Annotated in this window: 12 protein-coding genes; 10 read left to right on the forward strand and 2 right to left on the reverse strand. The window is 44.2% G+C overall.

The features are described 5' to 3' along the window. Positions 1-13: 13 nt before the first annotated feature. Entirely contained in the window at positions 14-2233 is a 2220-nt protein-coding gene (locus tag BQ8005_RS14445) for a beta-N-acetylglucosaminidase (protein ID WP_075318538.1), read from the forward strand. 105 nt (positions 2234-2338) lie between these two features. Here BQ8005_RS14445 and BQ8005_RS14450 read toward each other — a convergent pair whose 3' ends face one another. Further along, complete coding sequence (locus BQ8005_RS14450; protein ID WP_075318539.1) at positions 2339-4498, reverse strand: alpha-N-acetylglucosaminidase; 2160 nt, start codon at positions 4496-4498, stop codon at positions 2339-2341. A 46-nt stretch (positions 4499-4544) separates the two neighbouring features. Further along, the gene (locus BQ8005_RS14455) at positions 4545-6833 is read right to left on the reverse strand and encodes a glycosyl hydrolase family 95 catalytic domain-containing protein (RefSeq protein ID WP_234984059.1); all 2289 of its coding nucleotides are present in this window, start codon (positions 6831-6833) and stop codon (positions 4545-4547) included. Between the two features lie 281 nt (positions 6834-7114). Between BQ8005_RS14455 and BQ8005_RS14460 the strand changes: the two genes are divergently transcribed. The 9 genes from BQ8005_RS14460 to BQ8005_RS14500 all read left to right on the forward strand — a co-directional run bounded on the left by BQ8005_RS14460 (position 7115) and on the right by BQ8005_RS14500 (position 19678). Further along, complete coding sequence (locus tag BQ8005_RS14460) at positions 7115-8401, forward strand: IS1380-like element IS942 family transposase (RefSeq protein ID WP_055235773.1); 1287 nt, start codon at positions 7115-7117, stop codon at positions 8399-8401. Positions 8402-8711: 310 nt separating this feature from the next. Further along, positions 8712-9653: an NAD(P)H-dependent flavin oxidoreductase gene (locus tag BQ8005_RS14465; protein WP_075319280.1), complete on the forward strand. Its 942-nt coding sequence runs from the start codon at positions 8712-8714 to the stop codon at positions 9651-9653. A 152-nt stretch (positions 9654-9805) separates the two neighbouring features. Continuing rightward, entirely contained in the window at positions 9806-11161 is a 1356-nt protein-coding gene (tig, locus tag BQ8005_RS14470; protein ID WP_075318540.1) for a trigger factor, read from the forward strand. Between the two features lie 124 nt (positions 11162-11285). Next, positions 11286-11948 carry an ATP-dependent Clp endopeptidase proteolytic subunit ClpP gene (gene clpP, locus BQ8005_RS14475; RefSeq protein ID WP_021847796.1) on the forward strand — a complete coding sequence of 221 codons (663 nt, stop codon included), beginning with the start codon at positions 11286-11288 and terminating at the stop codon, positions 11946-11948. A gap of 2 nt (positions 11949-11950) precedes the next feature. Then, positions 11951-13195: an ATP-dependent Clp protease ATP-binding subunit ClpX gene (clpX, locus tag BQ8005_RS14480; protein ID WP_021847795.1), complete on the forward strand. Its 1245-nt coding sequence runs from the start codon at positions 11951-11953 to the stop codon at positions 13193-13195. A gap of 172 nt (positions 13196-13367) precedes the next feature. Then, a complete protein-coding gene (gene recQ / locus BQ8005_RS14485) occupies positions 13368-15551 on the forward strand; it encodes a DNA helicase RecQ (RefSeq protein ID WP_021847794.1) in 2184 nt (727 codons plus the stop codon). Between the two features lie 102 nt (positions 15552-15653). Beyond that, positions 15654-17129 (forward strand): IMP dehydrogenase, encoded by a 1476-nt coding sequence (gene guaB, locus BQ8005_RS14490; protein ID WP_021847793.1) that lies wholly within the window; start codon positions 15654-15656, stop codon positions 17127-17129. 260 nt (positions 17130-17389) lie between these two features. Further along, entirely contained in the window at positions 17390-18772 is a 1383-nt protein-coding gene (locus BQ8005_RS14495) for a peptidylprolyl isomerase (RefSeq protein WP_159436266.1), read from the forward strand. Positions 18773-18826: 54 nt separating this feature from the next. After that, positions 18827-19678: a hypothetical protein gene (locus tag BQ8005_RS14500; protein ID WP_083610620.1), complete on the forward strand. Its 852-nt coding sequence runs from the start codon at positions 18827-18829 to the stop codon at positions 19676-19678. The last annotated feature ends 4 nt before the right edge of the window (positions 19679-19682 follow it).

Consider the following 19682-nt stretch of genomic DNA (forward strand, 5'->3'; position numbering starts at 1 on the left):
ATATCAAGCTACTATGAAAAGAAAACTTTTATGTTCCGTTTGGGCTGGGTGTTTGTCATTGGGAATGCTTTCCGCTCAAGAATTCCATCTGCAGCCCACTCCTCAAGTTTATGAAACCCTTCAAGACAGCATTGTCCTGCCTGATGCCTATCGATTTTCGGCAGACGTCGAAGGGGCGGCTTCTGATGCCGTTCGTCTGCTCGGTACGTTGTTGCCTGGTCATCAGGAGAAGGCTAATTTTCGAATAACCGTGGGCGTAAAAGGGGATAAGGCTGTACGTAAGTATGCCCGCTTGATACCGTCCAAAGCCGAAGGTTATTACCTGAAAGTTGGTAAGAACGAGATTGTAATAGCTGGTGCTGATGCTCGTGGTGCCTATTACGGTGTACAGACTTTAGCACAATTGTTGACTTTGCCTAAACTGCCTCTGGTTGAAGTGACGGATTATCCTGATATCCCTTATCGTGGGGTGGTCGAAGGTTTTTACGGCACACCTTGGAGTCATGAAGCCCGTTTGCGTCAATTGGAGTTCTACGGCCGCAACAAAATGAATGTGTATCTTTATGGTCCGAAAGATGATCCTTATCACAGTACCCCAAACTGGCGGAAACCTTACCCTGAACGTGAAGCTGCTCAGCTGAAGGAATTGGTGGACAAGGCAAAAGAGAACAATGTCATTTTCTATTGGGCCATTCATCCGGGGCAGGATATCAAGTGGAACGACGAAGATCGTCAGAATCTGCTCAATAAGTTCGAAAAGATGTATCAGCTAGGTGTACGAGGTTTTGCCGTATTTTTCGATGATATTTCGGGAGAAGGTACGAAAGCTGACAAACAGGCAGACTTGTTGAACTACCTGGACGACCATTTTGTAAAGGTGAAAGGTGATGTGGAGCCGCTCATTATGTGTCCTACGGAATATAATAAGGCATGGTCCAACGTGAAGGGAGGTTATTTGACTACTTTGGGAGAGAAGCTGAACAAAGGTGTTCAGATAATGTGGACAGGAAACAGTGTGATCGCTACCATTGACCGTGAAACGATGGATTTCATCAATCCGCTTCTGAAACGTAAGGCTTATATTTGGTGGAATTTCCCTGTATCTGATTATGTACGCGATCATCTGCTTATGGGGCCCGTCTATGGCAATGCACTTGATATCAAGGACGAAATGGAAGGTTTTGTTTCTAACCCCATGGAGCATGCCGAAGCGTCCAAGATAGCTTTGTACAGTGTGGCCGATTATGCATGGAATCTGTCCGATTACGATAGTGACTTATCGTGGAAGCGAGCCATTAAAGATTTGATGCCCCAACATGCCGCTTATCTGGAAACTTTTGCTGCTCATAATTCCGATTTGGGTGCTAACGGGCATCGTTTCCGTCGCGAAGAGTCCGTTGCTTTGCAACCTGCTTTGGAAGCTTTGCTTTCTACGTACGAAAAACAGCATATCATTGACGAGGATGCCTGGCGTCAGGTTAATGAAGAGTGTTGTAAAATTGTCACTGCATCCGATATTTTGTCTGTATCTCAGGAGAACCAACCATTCATTGCCGAAATAACGCCTTGGCTCATGCAGTTTAAACTGGTGGGACAATATGGTGAGGCTGTCCTGCAGATGATGCGTCGGGCCGTGACAGACAAAACAGGCTTTGAAACGGCTTATGAACATGCAAAATCCTTACAGTTGCTGATGTATAAAGTCGATACTTCTTACAATCAGAATCCCTACCAGCCTGGAATAAAGAGTGGAAGCAAGCTGCTTCTTCCTACGTTCTATGCTTTGTTTGAGGCGAGTGTCGGACTTTATAATCAAGCTTATCAGGCTGCATTGGATACACGTGCGGTGTATATGCCATATACTTGGAGCAGTGATGTGCCTCAGTTGGCGGCCCTGCCAGTATTGCGTAAAGGAAAGATGGGAAATGTGTCTCCTTCTAACGAAGTGATCCGCTGGCAGGCAGGAGGTGAGGCTTTGTTGATGATGGATCAAATGCGTACGTTGAAAAGTCTTACTGTCGATTTGGGTATAGCTGATGCTCCGAAGCTTATTCGTTTGGAAATAACAGCTGATGGGCAAAGCTGGGAAGCACTTCCTCTTCAACCTGTTAACGGAAAGACTCGTTTTAAGGCAGAAGTAGAAGGACGGAATGTACAAAAAATCCGTCTGATCAATATCACAGGACAGGAACAGAAAGTTTATTTTAAGCAGTTTGGATTTGAAGAAAAGTAAACTCTTCTTTTTTCGAGATAACAGGTAGGGTTTTAATTGTTTTTAGGCACAGACTTATATGAATGTCAAGTGGGATCGTTCGTATAATCTGTGCCTAAATTTTTGTTAGTGGAAGATTTTTCTGTAGATAGTTTGTGCCATGCTAGTGGCGTCTCCTTCTGTCTCCTGTAGATAAGGATTCTGTTTCTGCGTCCAAGCTTCTTCCTGTGCATAGAAGTCTATATTTTCAGGTTCTTGTCCGTTCAACTTGGCTTCCAGATAATCAAAATAGGCCTTCCAGCGCAGGTAATAGAAATCTTTTAGTAGCCCGTTCCATTCCTTATGAGCATAGTCCCTCAGGCCTCCTGCATCGGCAGCTTGCCGATTGCCCCATGTGGTAATCTGCACACGGGCATTCCATTCCAGCCAGTCTTTTTCGGCGTCTGTCTTGCCCATGTTTCGGGCCATTCCTATCCATTTTCCCAAGCGAAATTCATCACGCGTGCCCAGCAGACTGTCCTGTAGCTCTATCAGGTGCAGGAAGCGGGAGGAAGCTGCTTTGAACAGTTCTTTTTCTCCAGCGAGATAGGCACTTGTCACGACGGAATAAACCAAACGACCTTTTTCGGCTACGGCTTGACGCACGATATCTACCAGATCGTATTCAAAATTGTTATTACCTTTAAAGTGAGGAGCAGCTTCTACCATCAGTCCGGCTGCCTTGATAACGTCCTCCGGCTTATAATAGTCTTGCATTTCCGACCAGCTGGAAGCTTGATAAGCCTTGAGCGAAGGACGTGCGCAGAAAATGGATTCGTGTGTGCCTTGCTGGGTAGAAGATGGAGGGCAGTTGTAGATGCTGGTTCGTAACAGTTCCCATGCTTCCTCGATTTGTGGGTCACTTTTTCCGTAGCGTGCCCGGATGTAGTTTTTTAACCATTCGTCACTGGTGAAGAGGGATTTGCGCCAAGGCAGTTCACATAGCAGTTCGTACATCACGGGGTTGTTCTCTATTCCTTCCATCGTTAGGCCTACCCCCTTTAATGTTTGTCCAAAACGGCTATCTCGAGCTTTGTAGAATTCATTGATGACATGTGTCATTTTTCCGTGCAATCCTACATTGCCACCGTAATTGAGCAACATGCAGTAGAGCCAGTCATGAGCGCCAAATCCGTTTTCACGATACCATGTTGAGGATGGATCGCCCCATTGTGGACGGCTTTCCGAGTACAAGTCAAGCACAATCAGGTCGCCTGCGGGCAAGTTGGCTATCATCTCTTCATAAGGACACCGTTGCCAGGCCTGTGCCACCCATACGGCGTTCGGGTTGGCCCGCTTCATGGCGGCGTGAATGGCTTTTCCAGCGGCATCGAGGTCTACACCCGCTACGCTGCCCCCCTCGTGGAAGGGATCCATACTGTAGTAGTTGGCTTTTCCGTAGAGTTTGGTCAACTCTTCGTAATAGAGGTCGGCTATATGTTGAAACTGCTGATCGGTAGGCTGTAGGATGGCAGGACGACGGTAGCCGCACCACAGACCGGACTCGGACACATCCAGTCCCAGCTTCTCTTTGGTGTTATTGGGCACCATGCCTGAGTAGCCGGGTAAGACCGGTTCTATGCCGAATTCTCGCATGCGTTTGAGTATTTTCTTTTGTAATTTCTCCTGTTGCTCATACCAGTTGGCTGTATTGGGACCTCCCCAGGCTTCCATGTTGTTCATCAGCCACCAGGCCTGGAAAGCCGGTCCTGCTACGAAGTTGTTCACCTCATCCGTGCTGTAGCCTAGTCGTGTAAGTACGTTTCGCCACACGCAGGATGTGCCAGTGATGGTCAGGGGCAGGTTGATACCATGTAGGACCATCCAGTCTATTTCCTGTTGCCATCGCTCCCAGTCCCAGAAAGCCATGGAGTAGGAGTGGGTACAGTAGTTCAGGTAGTAGCGATGCTTCAGCGTTGTTTCGTGTCGTTCCTTTTTCGTGACGGCAGGGAGTACATCCGGCAGCTTGGCTCGCATGTTGTTCCATGTCAGGTGGATACCGGCGTAATACTTCAGATACCAGTGGATACCTGTCGCAATACTTACATGATTATTTCCTCGTATAACAACCTTTTTCCCTTTCTGGTCGAGTTCAAAGAAATCTATATCCGACTTTACATATTCGATGGCAAACTTGCGGGAGGCGTTTGTGTCGATACGTTCCAATAATCCGTTGATGGGCGTTCCTGCCTGGCTTGTCAGTGTCAGAAAGAGTAGGCCGATCAGTGTAAACGTTAGTTTTGGCATAAGCAATCCAGCTTTTTAAAGTTTGAATATGGGTGGATTATAAAGTTTATCGGGTCAGGTTGAATACTTCACCAGCTTTCATTTGTTTTTCAATCACTTTACGGGTGAAGGGATTAAATACTTTCAACAGACCGCCTTTTTCCGAAGTGATATGGATACTTTCTGTTTTGCCGTTATGATAGGTGGCACTGACTAAGAAAGCCCCCATGGCTCTAAGATTTTTGAAAGAAGCATTTTGCCAACTCATCGGCAAGGCGGGGAACACCCGTATGATGCCAGTGTGACTTTGCAGGAGCATTTCCTGTATGGCTGATGCGCAGGCGAAGTTGCCTTCCAGGGTAAAAGGACGATACGTGAAGCCAGAAAAACCTTGTTTCAGTTGGTCACCGTTCAGATGGAAACTATTGGGCGAACAAAAGGCTTTGGCAAAGATATGGAGTGAGCGTGCAGCGGCATCGCCATCGAATACACGGGCCTGGAGGTTGGCAAGCCAAGTGTAGGTATAGCCGACCCATCCCTGAGTTCCCAGCTCTTGGAAATGGTGGATGGAGCGTTCGATGAGGCGGCGGGCTTCTTTTCCCTGTGATACGTCTAAAAGTCCTAGCGGATGGATGGCCAGCAGGTGCGATAAATGGCGATGAGTGTATTCAAGTGGATAGTTGGGAGCGATGGTCAGGCCGGTACTGTCTGTTGCTAGGTTGGGCCATTCGCTTAGCTGCTTTTGCCAGTGTGCAGCTTCCTCGTCCAATTGTAAGTGTTTGGCCATTTCGATAGCGGCTTGATATGTGAAGCGGATGCATGCCAGATCGAAATTGGTGGTCTGTTTGAACCAGGCTTCTAGACTATTGTCATTGATTTCGGGCGAACTGGACAAGGGAAGTTTTCGTTTCCCGTTCTCGTCTTTTACGGAAATGTTCTCAAAATAGCGTGCCGCTTCCTTCACCCAAGGATATGCCCTCGTGCGTAGGAAAATGTCGTCGGCTGAGTATTTCCATTGCAGGTAAAAGTGTTGTGCGAGCCATCCTGAAGCAGTGGGTTGGTGGGAATATTGATTCCATCCACCCAAGTTCTTGCCGTCTAGCGTTGAGATACAGGGTGCGTTCAAGCCTTCTACGCCGAAGAACTGGCGGGTATAGGCTTCGCTGTTTTCTTTGATCTGCCAGAGCCAGTCAGTGAAAACGGCGGATTCTTCCAGGTGGTTGGCCGCATAGCCCGGCCAGTAACTCAGTTGTGTATTAAGGTCGTTATGGAAGTCGCCTCTCCAAGGTGGAGTTTGGCCGTTATCGGCTGTCCATACGGCTTGCAGGCAGATGGGAGGCGCATCCTTGCGCGAGGCGGCACCGAATTTGTACATTTCCAAGTACCATTGCCTTTCCAGCGTTGGGTCATCGGGCAGGCTGAGACTGCATTGTTCCCAGTAGTTTTTCCACCAGTCTGTATGTTCGTGCAATGCGGCTGTGAAGTCCTTTGCGTAGTTATCCATTTGTTGGGAAGCTTGCGTGGCTTCGCTGTAGGGAGTGCCTTGTGTGGTCAGGCAGAAAGTCCCTTCCAGAGTCTGAGGGTCGGGTTGTTTCCATCGTACGTCTATCTCATAACTTACGTTTCCGTAGGCTTTTTGTCGGTAGGTGATATGGCCTTTTTTGACGATCACTTTTCCTTTTTTATAGCCCAGACGTGCCAGTGAATTACGTTCGATTTTTGTTCCTTGAGGAACTTCGTAAGAAGGAGCTTCCAGCAAAATTTCAGGCTTTTGTGGAAGATGGGTGAATCGGAAATGTCCAACTTTGTCTGTGGCGTTGGTGAAGATTTGGGCAGTCGTGCCATTTTCCCATGTGATGGTACATACAGCTGTGTGAACGTCCAATTCTGTACTTTTTACTTTCCCTAAACCTGCGATAGGTATTTCGATGGCACCTGCAGGAATTTTGGAAGGAGCGATGTCTATACTCGTACGGTCGTCGATTAACCTGTAGACGGGACTCATGTCCTTCTTTTCTACGGCTTCACAGATGAAACGGAATGTATAGTCGGAGCCTGAAAACTCTTTGACGGGACGCAGGTCCCACAAATCGGCACGGTCAAGAGCCAGGCGTAGCCTGTCATCTTTTTGCCAGATGAGCGCTCCCATGATGCCGTTGCCCAAGGGGATGCCTTCGTCCCAAACTTGGGGCAGTTGTCTGAACTGGAGGCCGTGGACTGAAGCCGGTGTGTCTGTGGGGTGGAATACTGTGGCGGTGGTTTCGAAAGGTAGTCCGCCGGTAGTCTGAGTTGCATTAAGCTGACCCAGGCTCGTGGCCATAAGCACGAGCAAGCCAATGTTTCTTGTTTTTTTCATGGAGAATATTGTTTTTCTTTGCAAATATAATTCTTTTATATACAAATCTGTTAGAGGATCGGAGCTATTTACTGTTTTTACTTCGTCTTTTTTTCTCGCTTGATATGGAATTTAAGGGGGGTGTCTTGCTGTTTTTCAATTTAACCTTAATTCCGCAACACTATAGTTTAACATTATTTATAAGTGCCTGAGCAACAAAAAGTTGCCCAGGATTTTGCCATGTCAGAATTTTCACTTACCTTAGTGTTGCGAAAAGAAGACAAGCAAAACTCTAATATGACATGGCAAAGATACAAATAAAATCTGAGAAACTCACTCCTTTTGGAGGAATTTTTTCTATTATGGAGCAATTTGATGCTCTTTTAGCTCAAACCATAGATTCCACCTTGGGATTGAGATGCACTATGTTTGGTTATCAATATAGCGAAATTCTACGCTCTCTGATGTGCGTATATCTTTGTGGCGGCTCATGTATTGAGGATGTTACAACTCACTTGATGAAACATTTGTCTCTTCATCCAACTCTTCGCACTTGCAGCGCAGACACCATATTGCGTGCTATCGAAGAACTGACTTGTAAGAACATCACCTATAAATCTGCTTCTGGCAACTCCTATGATTTCAATACTGCAGACAAGATGAACTGCTTATTGATCAAAGCCCTGCTTGCTACTGGTCAATTGAAATCCGGTCAAGAGTATGATTTTGACTTTGACCATCAGTTCATTGAAACAGAGAAGCATGATGCAAAACCAACCTACAAGAAGTTCCTGGGCTATAGTCCAGGTGTGGCAGTCATTAACGACATGATTGTCGGTATTGAAAATAGAGACGGCAACACAAACGTGCGCTTCAACCAAAGAGAGACTTTGGAAAGAATCTTCAAGCGACTGGAGGCATCAGAAGTATATATATCCCGTGCCCGCATGGATTGCGGCTCATGCTCGGAGGAAATCGTAGATATGGTAGAGGCTCATTGCAGGCATTTTTATATTCGTGCCAACAGATGCTCTTCCTTCTACGATTCCATGTTTGCCTTGACTGGATGGAAAACTGTTGAAATCAACGGTATTGAATTTGAGCTGAATTCCATCCTTGTTGAGAAATGGAAAGGAAAACCGTATCGTCTTGTCATACAGAGACAAAGGCGAATAGATGGAGACCTTGACATTTGGGAAGGCGAATATACCTACAGATGTATACTGACTAACGATTACAAGTCGAGTGCAAGAGACATCGTGGAATTCTACAATCTTCGTGGTGGCAAGGAACGCATCTTCGATGACATGAACAATGGCTTTGGCTGGAATCGATTGCCAAAATCGTTCATGGCACAGAATACTGTATTCCTGCTTATGACAGCTCTCATCAGAAACTTCTACAAAGCTATTATGCAGAGATTGAAAACCCATGAATTTGGATTGCGTGCCACCAGCAGAATCAAGACCTTTGTTTTCAAGTTCATCTCTGTTCCTGCGAAATGGATTAAGACATCACGTAGGCATGTATTGAATATTTACTCAGACAACAATGCTTATGCCAACCTGTTCAAGACAGACTTTGGTTAAAGACCATGCTTTTCTGGTTAAACCAGCGTATTACCTCAAGTCGCTTTATGGGGTAAGGGGATTTTGTGTCTGCGACATTTCTGTTGTGCAAGAAATATGTACAATAAAATGAATTTTGTCGCTTTGCAAGCAAAATCCCACTAAACCCTATAGGTTGCGGATTTGAGGTTTAATAAAAAGAGGCTTAAATCTCATGATTATATTAATTTTGTGCTGGCTTGGCAAATTCTTTTTGGATGCCATTCTTCAAATAAAAAAACTTCGTATTTTTAGCCATTGATATATGAATGGCTTAAAATGAACATAGATGATGAATAATAGAATTACAGAGCTTTTTGAGATACAATATCCCATTATTTCGGGTGGAATGGTGTGGTGCAGTGGTTGGCGGCTTGCATCAGCGGTCAGTAATGCTGGCGGATTGGGGCTAATTGGTGCCGGTTCGATGAATGCTGATTTACTGAGGGAGCATATTCGAAAATGCAGGATTGCGACTGACAAACCTTTCGGCGTGAATGTCCCCTTGTTGTACAAACATGCAGAAGCTATGATGGATGTCATTATGGAAGAAAAAGTTCCTGTGGTGTTTACGTCTGCCGGAAGTCCAAGGACATGGACGGATAAGTTGCACGGAGCGGGAATAAAAGTGGCCCATGTGGTATCCAGCACTAAATTTGCTCAGAAGTGTCAAGAAGCAGGAGTGGATGCTGTTGTGGCAGAAGGTTTTGAGGCTGGTGGGCATAACGGAAAGGAAGAAACAACAACGATGGTGCTTGTGCCTCATGTAAGGAAAAGCATTGATATACCTTTAATTGCCGCAGGCGGAATAGGTACGGGAGCCGGTATGCTGGCTGCTTTTGCGCTGGGAGCAGAGGGCGTACAGATTGGTACCCGCTTTGCCCTTACCCAAGAGAGCTCGGCCTGCGAAGGATTTAAGAATTTGTGTATCGGTTTGCAGGAAGGTGATACGATGTTGTCTTTGAAGAAGGTAGTACCAACCCGACTTGTTAAGAACGAATTTTTCCGTAGAGTGGAAGAGGCTGAAAACAGAGGTGCTTCTGTGGAAGAACTGAAGGAAATAGTAGGCTTCGGTAAAGCGAAGAAGGGAATTTTTGAGGGATATCTTGACGAAGGGGAACTTGAAATCGGGCAAGTAGCATATCTGATACGGAGTATTCCTACGGTGCAGGAAGTTTTTGATAGTTTGATCACGGAATATAGAGGGCAGTTGGGACATTTGGTTGAAATGTAGCTGGTTGGAGTAAGTTTGGGAAAGGTGTGAAAAGTCTCTCTTAAAAATAATTTGCTTCCCGTTTTTTTGATAATTGAAAGAATAACACTAATTTTGCGCACTCATTTTGAGATTTTGGAATATAGTATAAATCAAATAAATAATTTGTTACGATGAACGTTTCATTGCAAAACATTGACAAGGTGAGCGCACTGCTTACCGTAAAGCTTGAGAAAGCTGACTACCAGGAGAAGGTAGACAAGGCTCTGAAGTCTTTCCGTCAGAAAGCTCAGATGCCCGGTTTCCGTAAAGGTATGGTTCCGATGAGCCTCGTGAAGAAGATGTACGGCAAGTCGGCATTGGCTGAGGAAGTGAACAAGTTGCTTTCTGAAACTGTATACAAGTATATACAAGACAATAAGGTGAACATCCTGGGTGAGCCGCTGCCCAACGAGGACAAGCAGCCCGCCATCGACTTCGATACGCAGGAAGAGTTCGAATTCCTGTTCGATATCGCACTGGCTCCCGAATTCAAGGCTGAAGTAAGCGTTGCCGACAAGGTAGACTACTATGACATCGAGGTTACCGACGAACTGGTGGACAATCAGGTGAAGTCTTACACACAGCGTAACGGCAAGTATGACAAGGTAGATGTATATGCAGACAACGATATGCTGAAGGGTCTGTTGGCAGAACTTGACGAGCAGGGTAATACGAAGGAAGGTGGCATTCAGGTAGAAGGTGCCGTGATGATGCCTTCTTATATGAAGAACGACGAGCAGAAGGCTATCTTCGCTAATGCGAAGGTGAACGATGTGCTCGTATTCAACCCGCACACAGCCTGGGATGGTAATCCTGCCGAATTGGCTTCGTTGCTGAAGATCGACAAAGAAGCCGCTGCCGAGGTGAAGTCTAACTTCAGCTATCAGGTAGAAGAAATCACTCGTTTTGTTCCTGGCGACTTGAACCAGGAAATCTTTGACCAGGTATTTGGCGAAGGCGTAGTGAAGACGGAAGAAGAATTCCGTGCTAAAGTAAAAGAAGCGATTGCCAAGCAGTTTGTAGCCGATAGCGATTATAAGTTCCTCATCGACCTGCGTAAGGTAATGATGGAGAAAGTTGGCAAGCTGGAATTCCCTGATGCATTGCTGAAGCGCGTGATGCTGGCTAACAACGCTGATAAGGGCGAGAAGTTCGTGGAGGAAAACTACGACAAGAGCATCGAAGAGCTGACTTGGCATCTGATTAAGGAACAGTTGGTAAAGGCTAACGATATCAAGGTTGAGCAGGATGATATTACCAATATGGCCAAGGAGTCAACTCGTGCGCAGTTTGCTATGTATGGCATGTTGAATGTTCCTGAAGACCTGTTGAATAACTATGCCAAGGAAATGCTGAAAAAGAAAGAAAGCATTGAAGGTCTTGTAAACCGTGTGGTAGAGACGAAGCTGGTAGCTGCTGTGAAGCCTCAGGTTACGTTGGAGCACAAGAGTATCTCGGCTGCCGATTTCAATAAAATGTTCGAATAAGATTTGACTTATCATTGTTATAATCGGGGATGTTTGAAAAACTTTTCAAACATCCCCGATTTTTTTGTCTCTCTCTATTCTTTTTTGTTTCTTTGCACCCGCATTTAATTAAGTAAGAAAGATTATGGATGATTTTAGAAAGTATGCCACCAAGCATTTGGGAATGAACAGCCTTGTATTGGACGATGTGATTAAGTCGCAGGCCGGTTATTTGAATCCCTATATCTTGGAGGAACGTCAGCTGAATGTTACCCAGCTCGATGTGTTCTCCCGTCTGATGATGGATCGCATCATCTTTTTGGGTACTCAGATCGACGATTATACGGCTAATACCCTCCAGGCGCAGTTGCTTTACCTGGATTCGGTAGATCCGGGTAAGGATATCTCTATCTATATTAATTCACCGGGCGGTTCAGTATATGCCGGTCTGGGTATCTACGATACGATGCAGTTTATCAGCAGTGATGTCGCTACTATTTGTACGGGTATGGCAGCCAGTATGGCGGCTGTATTGTTGGTGGCTGGGGCTGAAGGTAAACGCTCTGCTCTGACTCATTCGCGTGTCATGATTCATCAGCCGATGGGAGGAGCACAGGGACAGGCTTCGGATATCGAAATTACAGCTCGTGAAATTCAGAAATTGAAGAAAGAACTCTATACGATCATAGCCGACCATTCACATACACCCTTTGATAAGGTATGGGCTGATTCCGATCGTGATTATTGGATGACTGCGCAGGAAGCTAAAGAGTATGGTATGGTAGATGAAGTGTTGATTAAGAAATAAATATGGCTGATTCAAAAAGAACAAAGAATAGATGCAGTTTTTGTGGCCGCACGGAAGATGAAGTCGGACTTCTGATAACAGGAATGAACGGCTTCATCTGTGATAGTTGTGCCATGCAGGCTTACGAAATCACGCAAGAAGCCATGGAAAGTAAGCGGAAGGACGGTACTAAGAAATTAAATCTGAAGGAACTGCCCAAACCTGTGGAAATTAAGGCTTTCTTGGATCAATATGTCATCGGACAAGACGATGCCAAGCGCTTTCTTTCCGTTTCTGTATACAATCATTATAAGCGCTTGTTGCAGAAAGATAGCGGTGATGATGTGGAGATTGAAAAATCAAACATCATCATGGTGGGCAGTACGGGTACAGGTAAAACACTGTTGGCACGTACCATTGCCAAGCTGTTGCATGTGCCTTTCACGATTGTAGATGCTACGGTACTGACCGAAGCTGGCTATGTAGGTGAGGATATTGAAAGCATTCTGACCCGTTTGCTTCAGGTGGCTGATTATAATGTAGCTGAAGCTGAGCGTGGTATTGTGTTTATAGATGAAATTGATAAGATTGCCCGTAAGGGAGACAATCCGTCTATTACTCGTGATGTCAGTGGTGAAGGCGTACAGCAGGGGCTGCTGAAGTTGCTCGAAGGTTCGGTAGTCAATGTACCTCCCCAGGGCGGACGAAAACATCCTGAACAGAAGATGATACCGGTTAATACCAAGAATATTCTCTTCATTTGTGGCGGAGCGTTTGATGGTATCGAGAAGAAAATTGCCCAACGTCTGAATACCCATGTTGTAGGCTATAGTGCTGTACGCAATACGGCTACCATTGATAAGAATAATCTGATGCAATATATTGCTCCTCAGGATTTGAAGTCCTTTGGCTTGATTCCGGAAATTATCGGTCGTCTGCCGGTGCTCACTTATCTGAATCCGTTGGATCGTGCTGCTTTGCGTTCCATCTTGACGGAACCCAAAAACTCCATTATCAAACAGTATGTCAAACTCTTTGAGATGGACGGTGTGAAGTTGGAATTCGAAGATGCCGTGTTCGAATATATTGTGGACAAGGCTGTGGAGTACAAACTTGGTGCTCGCGGTTTGCGTTCCATTGTCGAGACCATCATGATGGACGCCATGTTTGAGATTCCTTCTGAGCGGAAAGAAACCTTTACCGTGACGTTGGATTATGCCAAACATCAGTTGGAAAAGGCCAATATTGCCAGATTGCAGAATGCTTAATAGCATGAAATGAAGCGTAAGAAGCGTTTTTAGTGTTTTTTCCTAAAAATATTCGATGTGTTTTGCTTGAAAATTGAGAAGTTGTTTATAACTTTGTTAGGACTCTTGAAAGAAACATTTCAGGGGAGAGAGAAAAAAGAACGTGTAATAAACAACATTCTAATTTAGAAACATGGCAGAGAAGAAGATTAATTTGACAGACCAGCTGAAGAAATACTTCGGGTTCGATACATTCAAGGGAAATCAAGAGGCGATCATCCGAAATCTGCTGGATGGTAACGATACTTTTGTGCTGATGCCCACCGGTGGTGGAAAATCGTTGTGCTACCAGTTGCCTTCATTGCTGATGGATGGAACTGCTATTGTCATATCTCCTTTGATTGCGTTGATGAAGAATCAGGTGGATGCCATGCGCAATTTCAGTGAAGAAGACGGAGTAGCGCACTTCATTAATTCTTCTCTCAATAAGACTGCCATCGATCAAGTAAAATCAGACATTCTGAGCGGAAAGACCAAATTGCTTTATGTCGCTCCAGAGTCGTTGACGAAAGATGAATATGTAGAGTTTCTGAGAACGGTGAAAATATCGTTCTATGCAGTAGACGAAGCACATTGCATCTCGGAATGGGGGCACGACTTCCGTCCTGAATATCGTCGTATCCGTCCCATTATTAATGAGATTGGAAAAGCTCCTTTGATAGCTCTGACTGCCACGGCTACTCCCAAAGTGCAGCATGACATTCAGAAAAATCTGGGTATGACCAATGCGAAGGTGTTCAAGTCGTCCTTTAATCGTCCCAATCTTTACTACGAGGTACGTCCAAAAACGAATAATATAGATAAGGACATTATAAAGTTCATCAAGAACAATCCGGAAAAGTCTGGTATCATTTATTGCCTGAGCCGTAAGAAGGTGGAAGAATTGGCTGAAGTGCTGCAGGCAAATGGTATCAATGCTCGTCCGTATCATGCTGGTATGGATTCTGCTACCCGTTCGCAAAATCAGGATGACTTTTTGATGGAAAAGATAGATGTCATTGTAGCTACTATCGCTTTTGGTATGGGTATCGATAAGCCTGACGTACGCTTCGTAATTCATTATGACATTCCTAAGAGCCTGGAAGGCTATTATCAGGAAACGGGACGTGCGGGAAGAGACGGTGGTGAAGGTCAGTGCATCACATTTTATACAAACAAGGACTTGCAGAAGCTGGAGAAGTTTATGCAGGGCAAACCTGTGGCAGAACAGGAAATAGGCAAGCAGCTTCTGCTGGAAACCGCTGCGTATGCTGAGTCATCCGTATGTCGTCGCAAGACCTTATTGCATTATTTTGGCGAAGAATATACGGAGGAAAATTGTGGTAATTGTGACAATTGTTTAAATCCTAAAAAACAAGTGGAAGCTCAAGACTTATTGTGTACTGTGATTGAAACTATTCTCGCTGTAAAGGAGAATTTCAAGTCAGATTATATTATAGATGTCATTCAAGGACGTGAAACGTCGGAAGTTCAGGCACATTTGCATGAAGATCTCGAAGTATTCGGTTCGGGAATGGGTGAAGAAGATAAGACGTGGAATGCCGTAATCCGTCAGGCTTTGATAGCAGGTTACCTGAGTAAGGATGTAGAAAACTATGGCTTGCTTAAAGTGACGGATGAAGGAAAGAAATTTCTTAAGCATCCTAAATCTTTCAAGATAACAGAAGACAATGATTTTGAAGAAATGGAAGAAGAAGCACCTGCTCGAGGAGGCGGTGCCTGTGCGGTCGATCCTGCTTTGTATTCCATGTTGAAAGATCTGCGTAAAAAAATGTCTAAGCATTTGGAAGTGCCGCCCTATGTAATATTCCAAGACCCTTCGTTGGAGGCTATGGCAACGATATATCCTATTACGCTGGAAGAACTGCAGAATATTCCGGGTGTAGGTGCTGGAAAGGCAAAGAGATATGGCGAGGAGTTTTGTAAATTGATCAAGCGTCATTGCGAAGAAAATGAGATAGAGCGTCCTGAGGATTTGCGTGTTCGTACCGTCGCTAATAAATCTAAGATGAAGGTTGCTATCATTCAGGCCATCGATCGTAAGGTTGCGCTTGACGATATTGCTGTGTCGAAGGGTATTGAATTTGATGAACTGCTGGATGAAATAGAAGCGATTGTCTATTCAGGTACCAAACTGAACATAGATTACTTCTTGGAAGAAATTATGGATGAGGATCACATGCTGGACATTTACGACTATTTCAAAGAATCGACAACAGATAATATTGACGATGCCTTGGAAGAGTTGGGTGACGATTTTACAGAGGAGGAAGTGAGATTGGTTCGTATCAAATTCATATCTGAAATGGCAAATTGATTTTTTGTCTTTGGCTTTAAAAAAAGAAAATTTATTGCGTGCTGATATATGTAAAATGGAATAAAAAACGTATATTTGCACGCAATAAATTTTATACGTCTTATGTCATTTATTGCAGATAAAATTGTCATGGATGGATTAACGTACGATGACGTACTGCTAATCCCCGCTTATTCTGAAGTGCTCCCCAAAACTGTCGAACTCTCGACAAAGTTTTCAAGAAACATTGAGTTGAAAATTCCTTTTGTAACGGCCGCGATGGATACAGTTACGGAGGCTAAAATGGCGATTGCTATTGCTCGTGAAGGTGGTATTGGTGTAATTCATAAGAATATGTCCATTGAAGAGCAGGCTCGTCAGGTAGCTATCGTAAAGCGTGCGGAAAATGGAATGATTTATGATCCTGTTACAATTAAGAGGGGATCTACAGTGGCTGATGCACTTTCTTTGATGGCTGAGTACAAGATTGGTGGTATTCCTGTGGTCGATGATGAAGGTCATTTGGTGGGTATTGTTACCAATCGCGATTTGCGTTTTGAAAGAGATCAGAACAAGCGCATCGATGAAGTAATGACAAAAGAAAATATTGTTACGACCAATCAAACAACTGATTTGGAGGCCGCTGCACAAATCCTGCAGGAACACAAAATAGAGAAACTTCCGGTTGTTGACAAAGAAAATAAGCTTGTTGGTTTGATTACATACAAGGATATCACGAAGGCAAAAGACAAACCGATGGCTTGTAAAGATGCTAAGGGCCGTTTGCGTGTGGCTGCGGGTGTCGGTGTTACAGTTGATACATTGGACCGTATGAAAGCATTGGTAGAAGCTGGTGCGGATGCTATTGTGATTGATACGGCTCATGGTCATTCCAAATATGTGATTGAAAAGCTGAAGGAGGCTAAAAAAGCATTCCCGGATATTGATATCGTCGTGGGTAATGTCGCTACAGGTGAAGCTGCTAAAATGCTGGTTGAGGCTGGAGCTGATGCTGTGAAGGTTGGTATTGGTCCAGGTTCTATTTGTACTACTCGTGTAGTAGCAGGTGTGGGAGTTCCTCAGTTGTCTGCTGTTTACGATGTCGCTAAGGCATTGGAAGGAACGGGTGTTCCTTTGATTGCCGATGGCGGTTTGCGCTATTCTGGCGATGTTGTGAAGGCATTGGCTGCCGGCGGTTACAGTGTGATGATTGGCTCTTTGGTAGCAGGTACAGAGGAGTCACCGGGCGATACCATTATCTTTAATGGACGTAAGTTCAAGTCTTATCGTGGTATGGGATCTTTGGAAGCTATGGAAAACGGTTCGAAAGACCGTTATTTCCAGAGTGGAACAAGCGATGTGAAAAAACTGGTGCCGGAAGGAATTGCAGCCCGTGTTCCTTATAAAGGTACGCTGTATGAAGTAATTTATCAGTTGGTTGGTGGCTTGCGTGCAGGTATGGGATATTGTGGTGCTGCTAACATTGAACAGCTGCACAATGCTAAATTTACACGTATTACTAATGCTGGTGTACTTGAAAGTCATCCGCATGATGTAGCTATTACCAGCGAGGCGCCTAATTATAGCCGACCTGAATAACCGTTTATTATACTTTGAAGCACGGACAACACGTATTTTGCAGGTCTTTTAGAAAAGGGACTGTAGTATGGTGTTGTCCGTGCCTGTTTTTATGAATATATGAATACGATTTAGGAACTATGGTGTTGAAATATTGGTGGTTGTGTGTATGCGCCTTGGTCGTGTCGGGGTGGTGTCGGGCACAGTCGAATACTGTGTTGATGCACGTGGGCGGAAAACCTGTCGATGTAGCTGAATATAGGTATTTTTGTTCTAAGCATGTGGAAGAGTCTGCTAGTTTGGAGCAGTTTATAAATTTCAAGCTTAAGGCTTTGGCTGCTAAAAAACAACAACTGGATACGGTGCCTGATATTCGCTTGCTTTTAAGTTCCTATTGTCATGGATTGCTACAACAATGTTTGTGGAATAACGGGCATGCAGATTCTTTAATTAATGAATATTCTCGTCTTTTACAGAAACGGAAGTATGCAGGTCGTGCTCTTGTAAGTCATATATTTAAGTATATTCCTCAGAATGTTTCAGCATGGAGGCTTCATGAGATTGAAGCCCAGATGGACTCTTTGTATCAATTATTAAAAGATGGAAAGGTACAGTTTGATGAGTGTGTAAACCGTTTTTCTGAAGATAAAGGGACGTTTTGGGTAACTCCTTTGCAGATGCCTGTCGAATTTGAAGAAGTCGTGTTTAACTTACCGGTCGGTAAAGTGTCTAATCCTTTTTTTACACCTCAGGGAATTCATATAGTGAAGGTGCTGGAATATCAGAAACAATTTGATTCAGAGAAAGTCCGTCAGGGTTTGGAGGAACGGTTGCTGAACCAGCCAAACAGTCGTTTGCTCCTTTCGTCAATTGATTCCTTGAAACAGTGTTATGGATATATGCTAGATAAGTCTGGGGTAGAGGAATTATTGCGAGAGGGGAAGAGTACTAATTCTTTGTTTACGTTGAACGGGAAAGCATATACTGGGGCTGATTTTGCTTTGTTTGCAAGAACCTATCCGGCTTCTGTCCGTAAACAGCTGGATGCATTTGTTGCTAAATCGGTATTAGATTGTGCCTATACTTATTTGGGGGCTGATGGTTCTGATTTAAGATGGGAGTTGTGTTTCTTTCGGGATAGCTTGTTGGGTAGTGCAATCGTGCATCGGGAAATCCGTAATTTAGTTAAAACGGATTCAGCTGGTATAGCAAAATACTTTAAGAAGCATGCAAAACGTTATAATTGGCCGGAAGAACGTTACGATGGAATCGTTTTACATTGTAAGACGAAGCGTATGGCAAAACAAGTACGGAAGTTTCTTAAAAAAATACCTCAGGAAGACTGGACGGAAGCTATTCGTTTGGGCGTGAATACTGGAGGGCAGGTAAATGTCGTAGCAGAGAGAGGATTGTTTGCTCCTGGTGATAATGCCTTTGTAGACAGTCGCATCTTTAAAAAAGACAAACCTCAATCTTTGGCAGATTACCCTTATTGGATCGTTTTAGGAGAAAAACGTAAGGGACCTGTACATTGGGAAGATGTGGGACAACAGATCTGGACAGATTATTATCGTAATTTAGAAGATGGTTGGCTGCATCAACTTCGTCGTGATTTTAAGGTTGAAATAAACGAAGAGGTTTTAAAAACCGTTAATTCTCACTGAAGCAATTGATTAAACCGCTATCTTCGTATTCCAAATATGAGAAAAAAAGTGGCAATTCGAAAATTTTGTCTGTTTTGTCTCTGTTTGTTCCTTCTGGGGGCATGTAAAGAGTCACAGTACGACCATAAAGGGCGAACGCCTTTGGTGGAACTGGACGGTAATTTTTTGTACAAGGAGGATTTGATGGCAGTACAGCCTGCTGGACAAAATCGAGATGACAGTTTGTTGTTTGCAGAACATTATATACGTAATTGGGCGGAAGATATTTTATTATATGAAAAGGCACAAAATAATGTGCCCAATAATGATGAAATAGAAAAATTGGTGCGCAATTATCGGAAAGCATTGATTATGCATACTTATCAGCAGGCGTTGATCCATCAGAAATTGTCGGAAGAAATTACAGAAGAGGAGTTACAGGAATATTATGAGCAAAACAAAGCTGTGTTCAAAGCTGATGCTCCATTGATGCGTGGTTTGTTCATCAAGGTCCCTTTGACAGCTCCGCAGTTGAGTCGAGTACGCCAGTGGTATAAAGATGAAAGGCAGTCTGCGGTTGAGCATTTGGAAAAATATAGTTTGCAGAATGCTGTGAAATATGAGTATTTTTATGACAAATGGGTACCAGCTTCGGAGATTTTGTCATGGATACCTTTGAATACGTCGGATATAGATACTTATTTTTCCCGTAATCGTCGGGTGGAAGTCAAGGATACGGCTTTTTGGTATTTTTTGAATGTTGCAGAATATATTCCCACAGGAGCCCAAGAGCCTTATGAGGCGGCTAGGCCGTTGGTAAATGATCTGGTGTTGAATCGGAAGCAAGTTGAGTTTCTGAATAAAGTGAAAGATGACTTGTATAAGCAAGCTATCGATGATGGAAAGATTAAATATTGTGAGAACTAAGATA

Origin of the sequence: Bacteroides togonis (assembly GCF_900130135.1) — a bacterium.
Lineage (GTDB): Bacteria > Bacteroidota > Bacteroidia > Bacteroidales > Bacteroidaceae > Bacteroides > Bacteroides pullorum.

Excerpts from the sequence above, each read along its gene's own strand:
- recQ (WP_021847794.1), top strand. The coding sequence starts at position 13,368 with ATGGCAGAGAAGAAGATTAATTTGACAGACCAGCTGAAGAAATACTTC.
- clpX (WP_021847795.1), top strand. The coding sequence starts at position 11,951 with ATGGCTGATTCAAAAAGAACAAAGAATAGATGCAGTTTTTGTGGCCGC.
- BQ8005_RS14450 (WP_075318539.1), bottom strand. The coding sequence starts at position 4,498 with ATGCCAAAACTAACGTTTACACTGATCGGCCTACTCTTTCTGACACTG.
- BQ8005_RS14465 (WP_075319280.1), top strand. The coding sequence starts at position 8,712 with ATGAATAATAGAATTACAGAGCTTTTTGAGATACAATATCCCATTATT.
- clpP (WP_021847796.1), top strand. The coding sequence starts at position 11,286 with ATGGATGATTTTAGAAAGTATGCCACCAAGCATTTGGGAATGAACAGC.
- BQ8005_RS14455 (WP_234984059.1), bottom strand. The coding sequence starts at position 6,833 with ATGAAAAAAACAAGAAACATTGGCTTGCTCGTGCTTATGGCCACGAGC.
- BQ8005_RS14460 (WP_055235773.1), top strand. The coding sequence starts at position 7,115 with ATGGCAAAGATACAAATAAAATCTGAGAAACTCACTCCTTTTGGAGGA.
- BQ8005_RS14445 (WP_075318538.1), top strand. The coding sequence starts at position 14 with ATGAAAAGAAAACTTTTATGTTCCGTTTGGGCTGGGTGTTTGTCATTG.
- tig (WP_075318540.1), top strand. The coding sequence starts at position 9,806 with ATGAACGTTTCATTGCAAAACATTGACAAGGTGAGCGCACTGCTTACC.
- guaB (WP_021847793.1), top strand. The coding sequence starts at position 15,654 with ATGTCATTTATTGCAGATAAAATTGTCATGGATGGATTAACGTACGAT.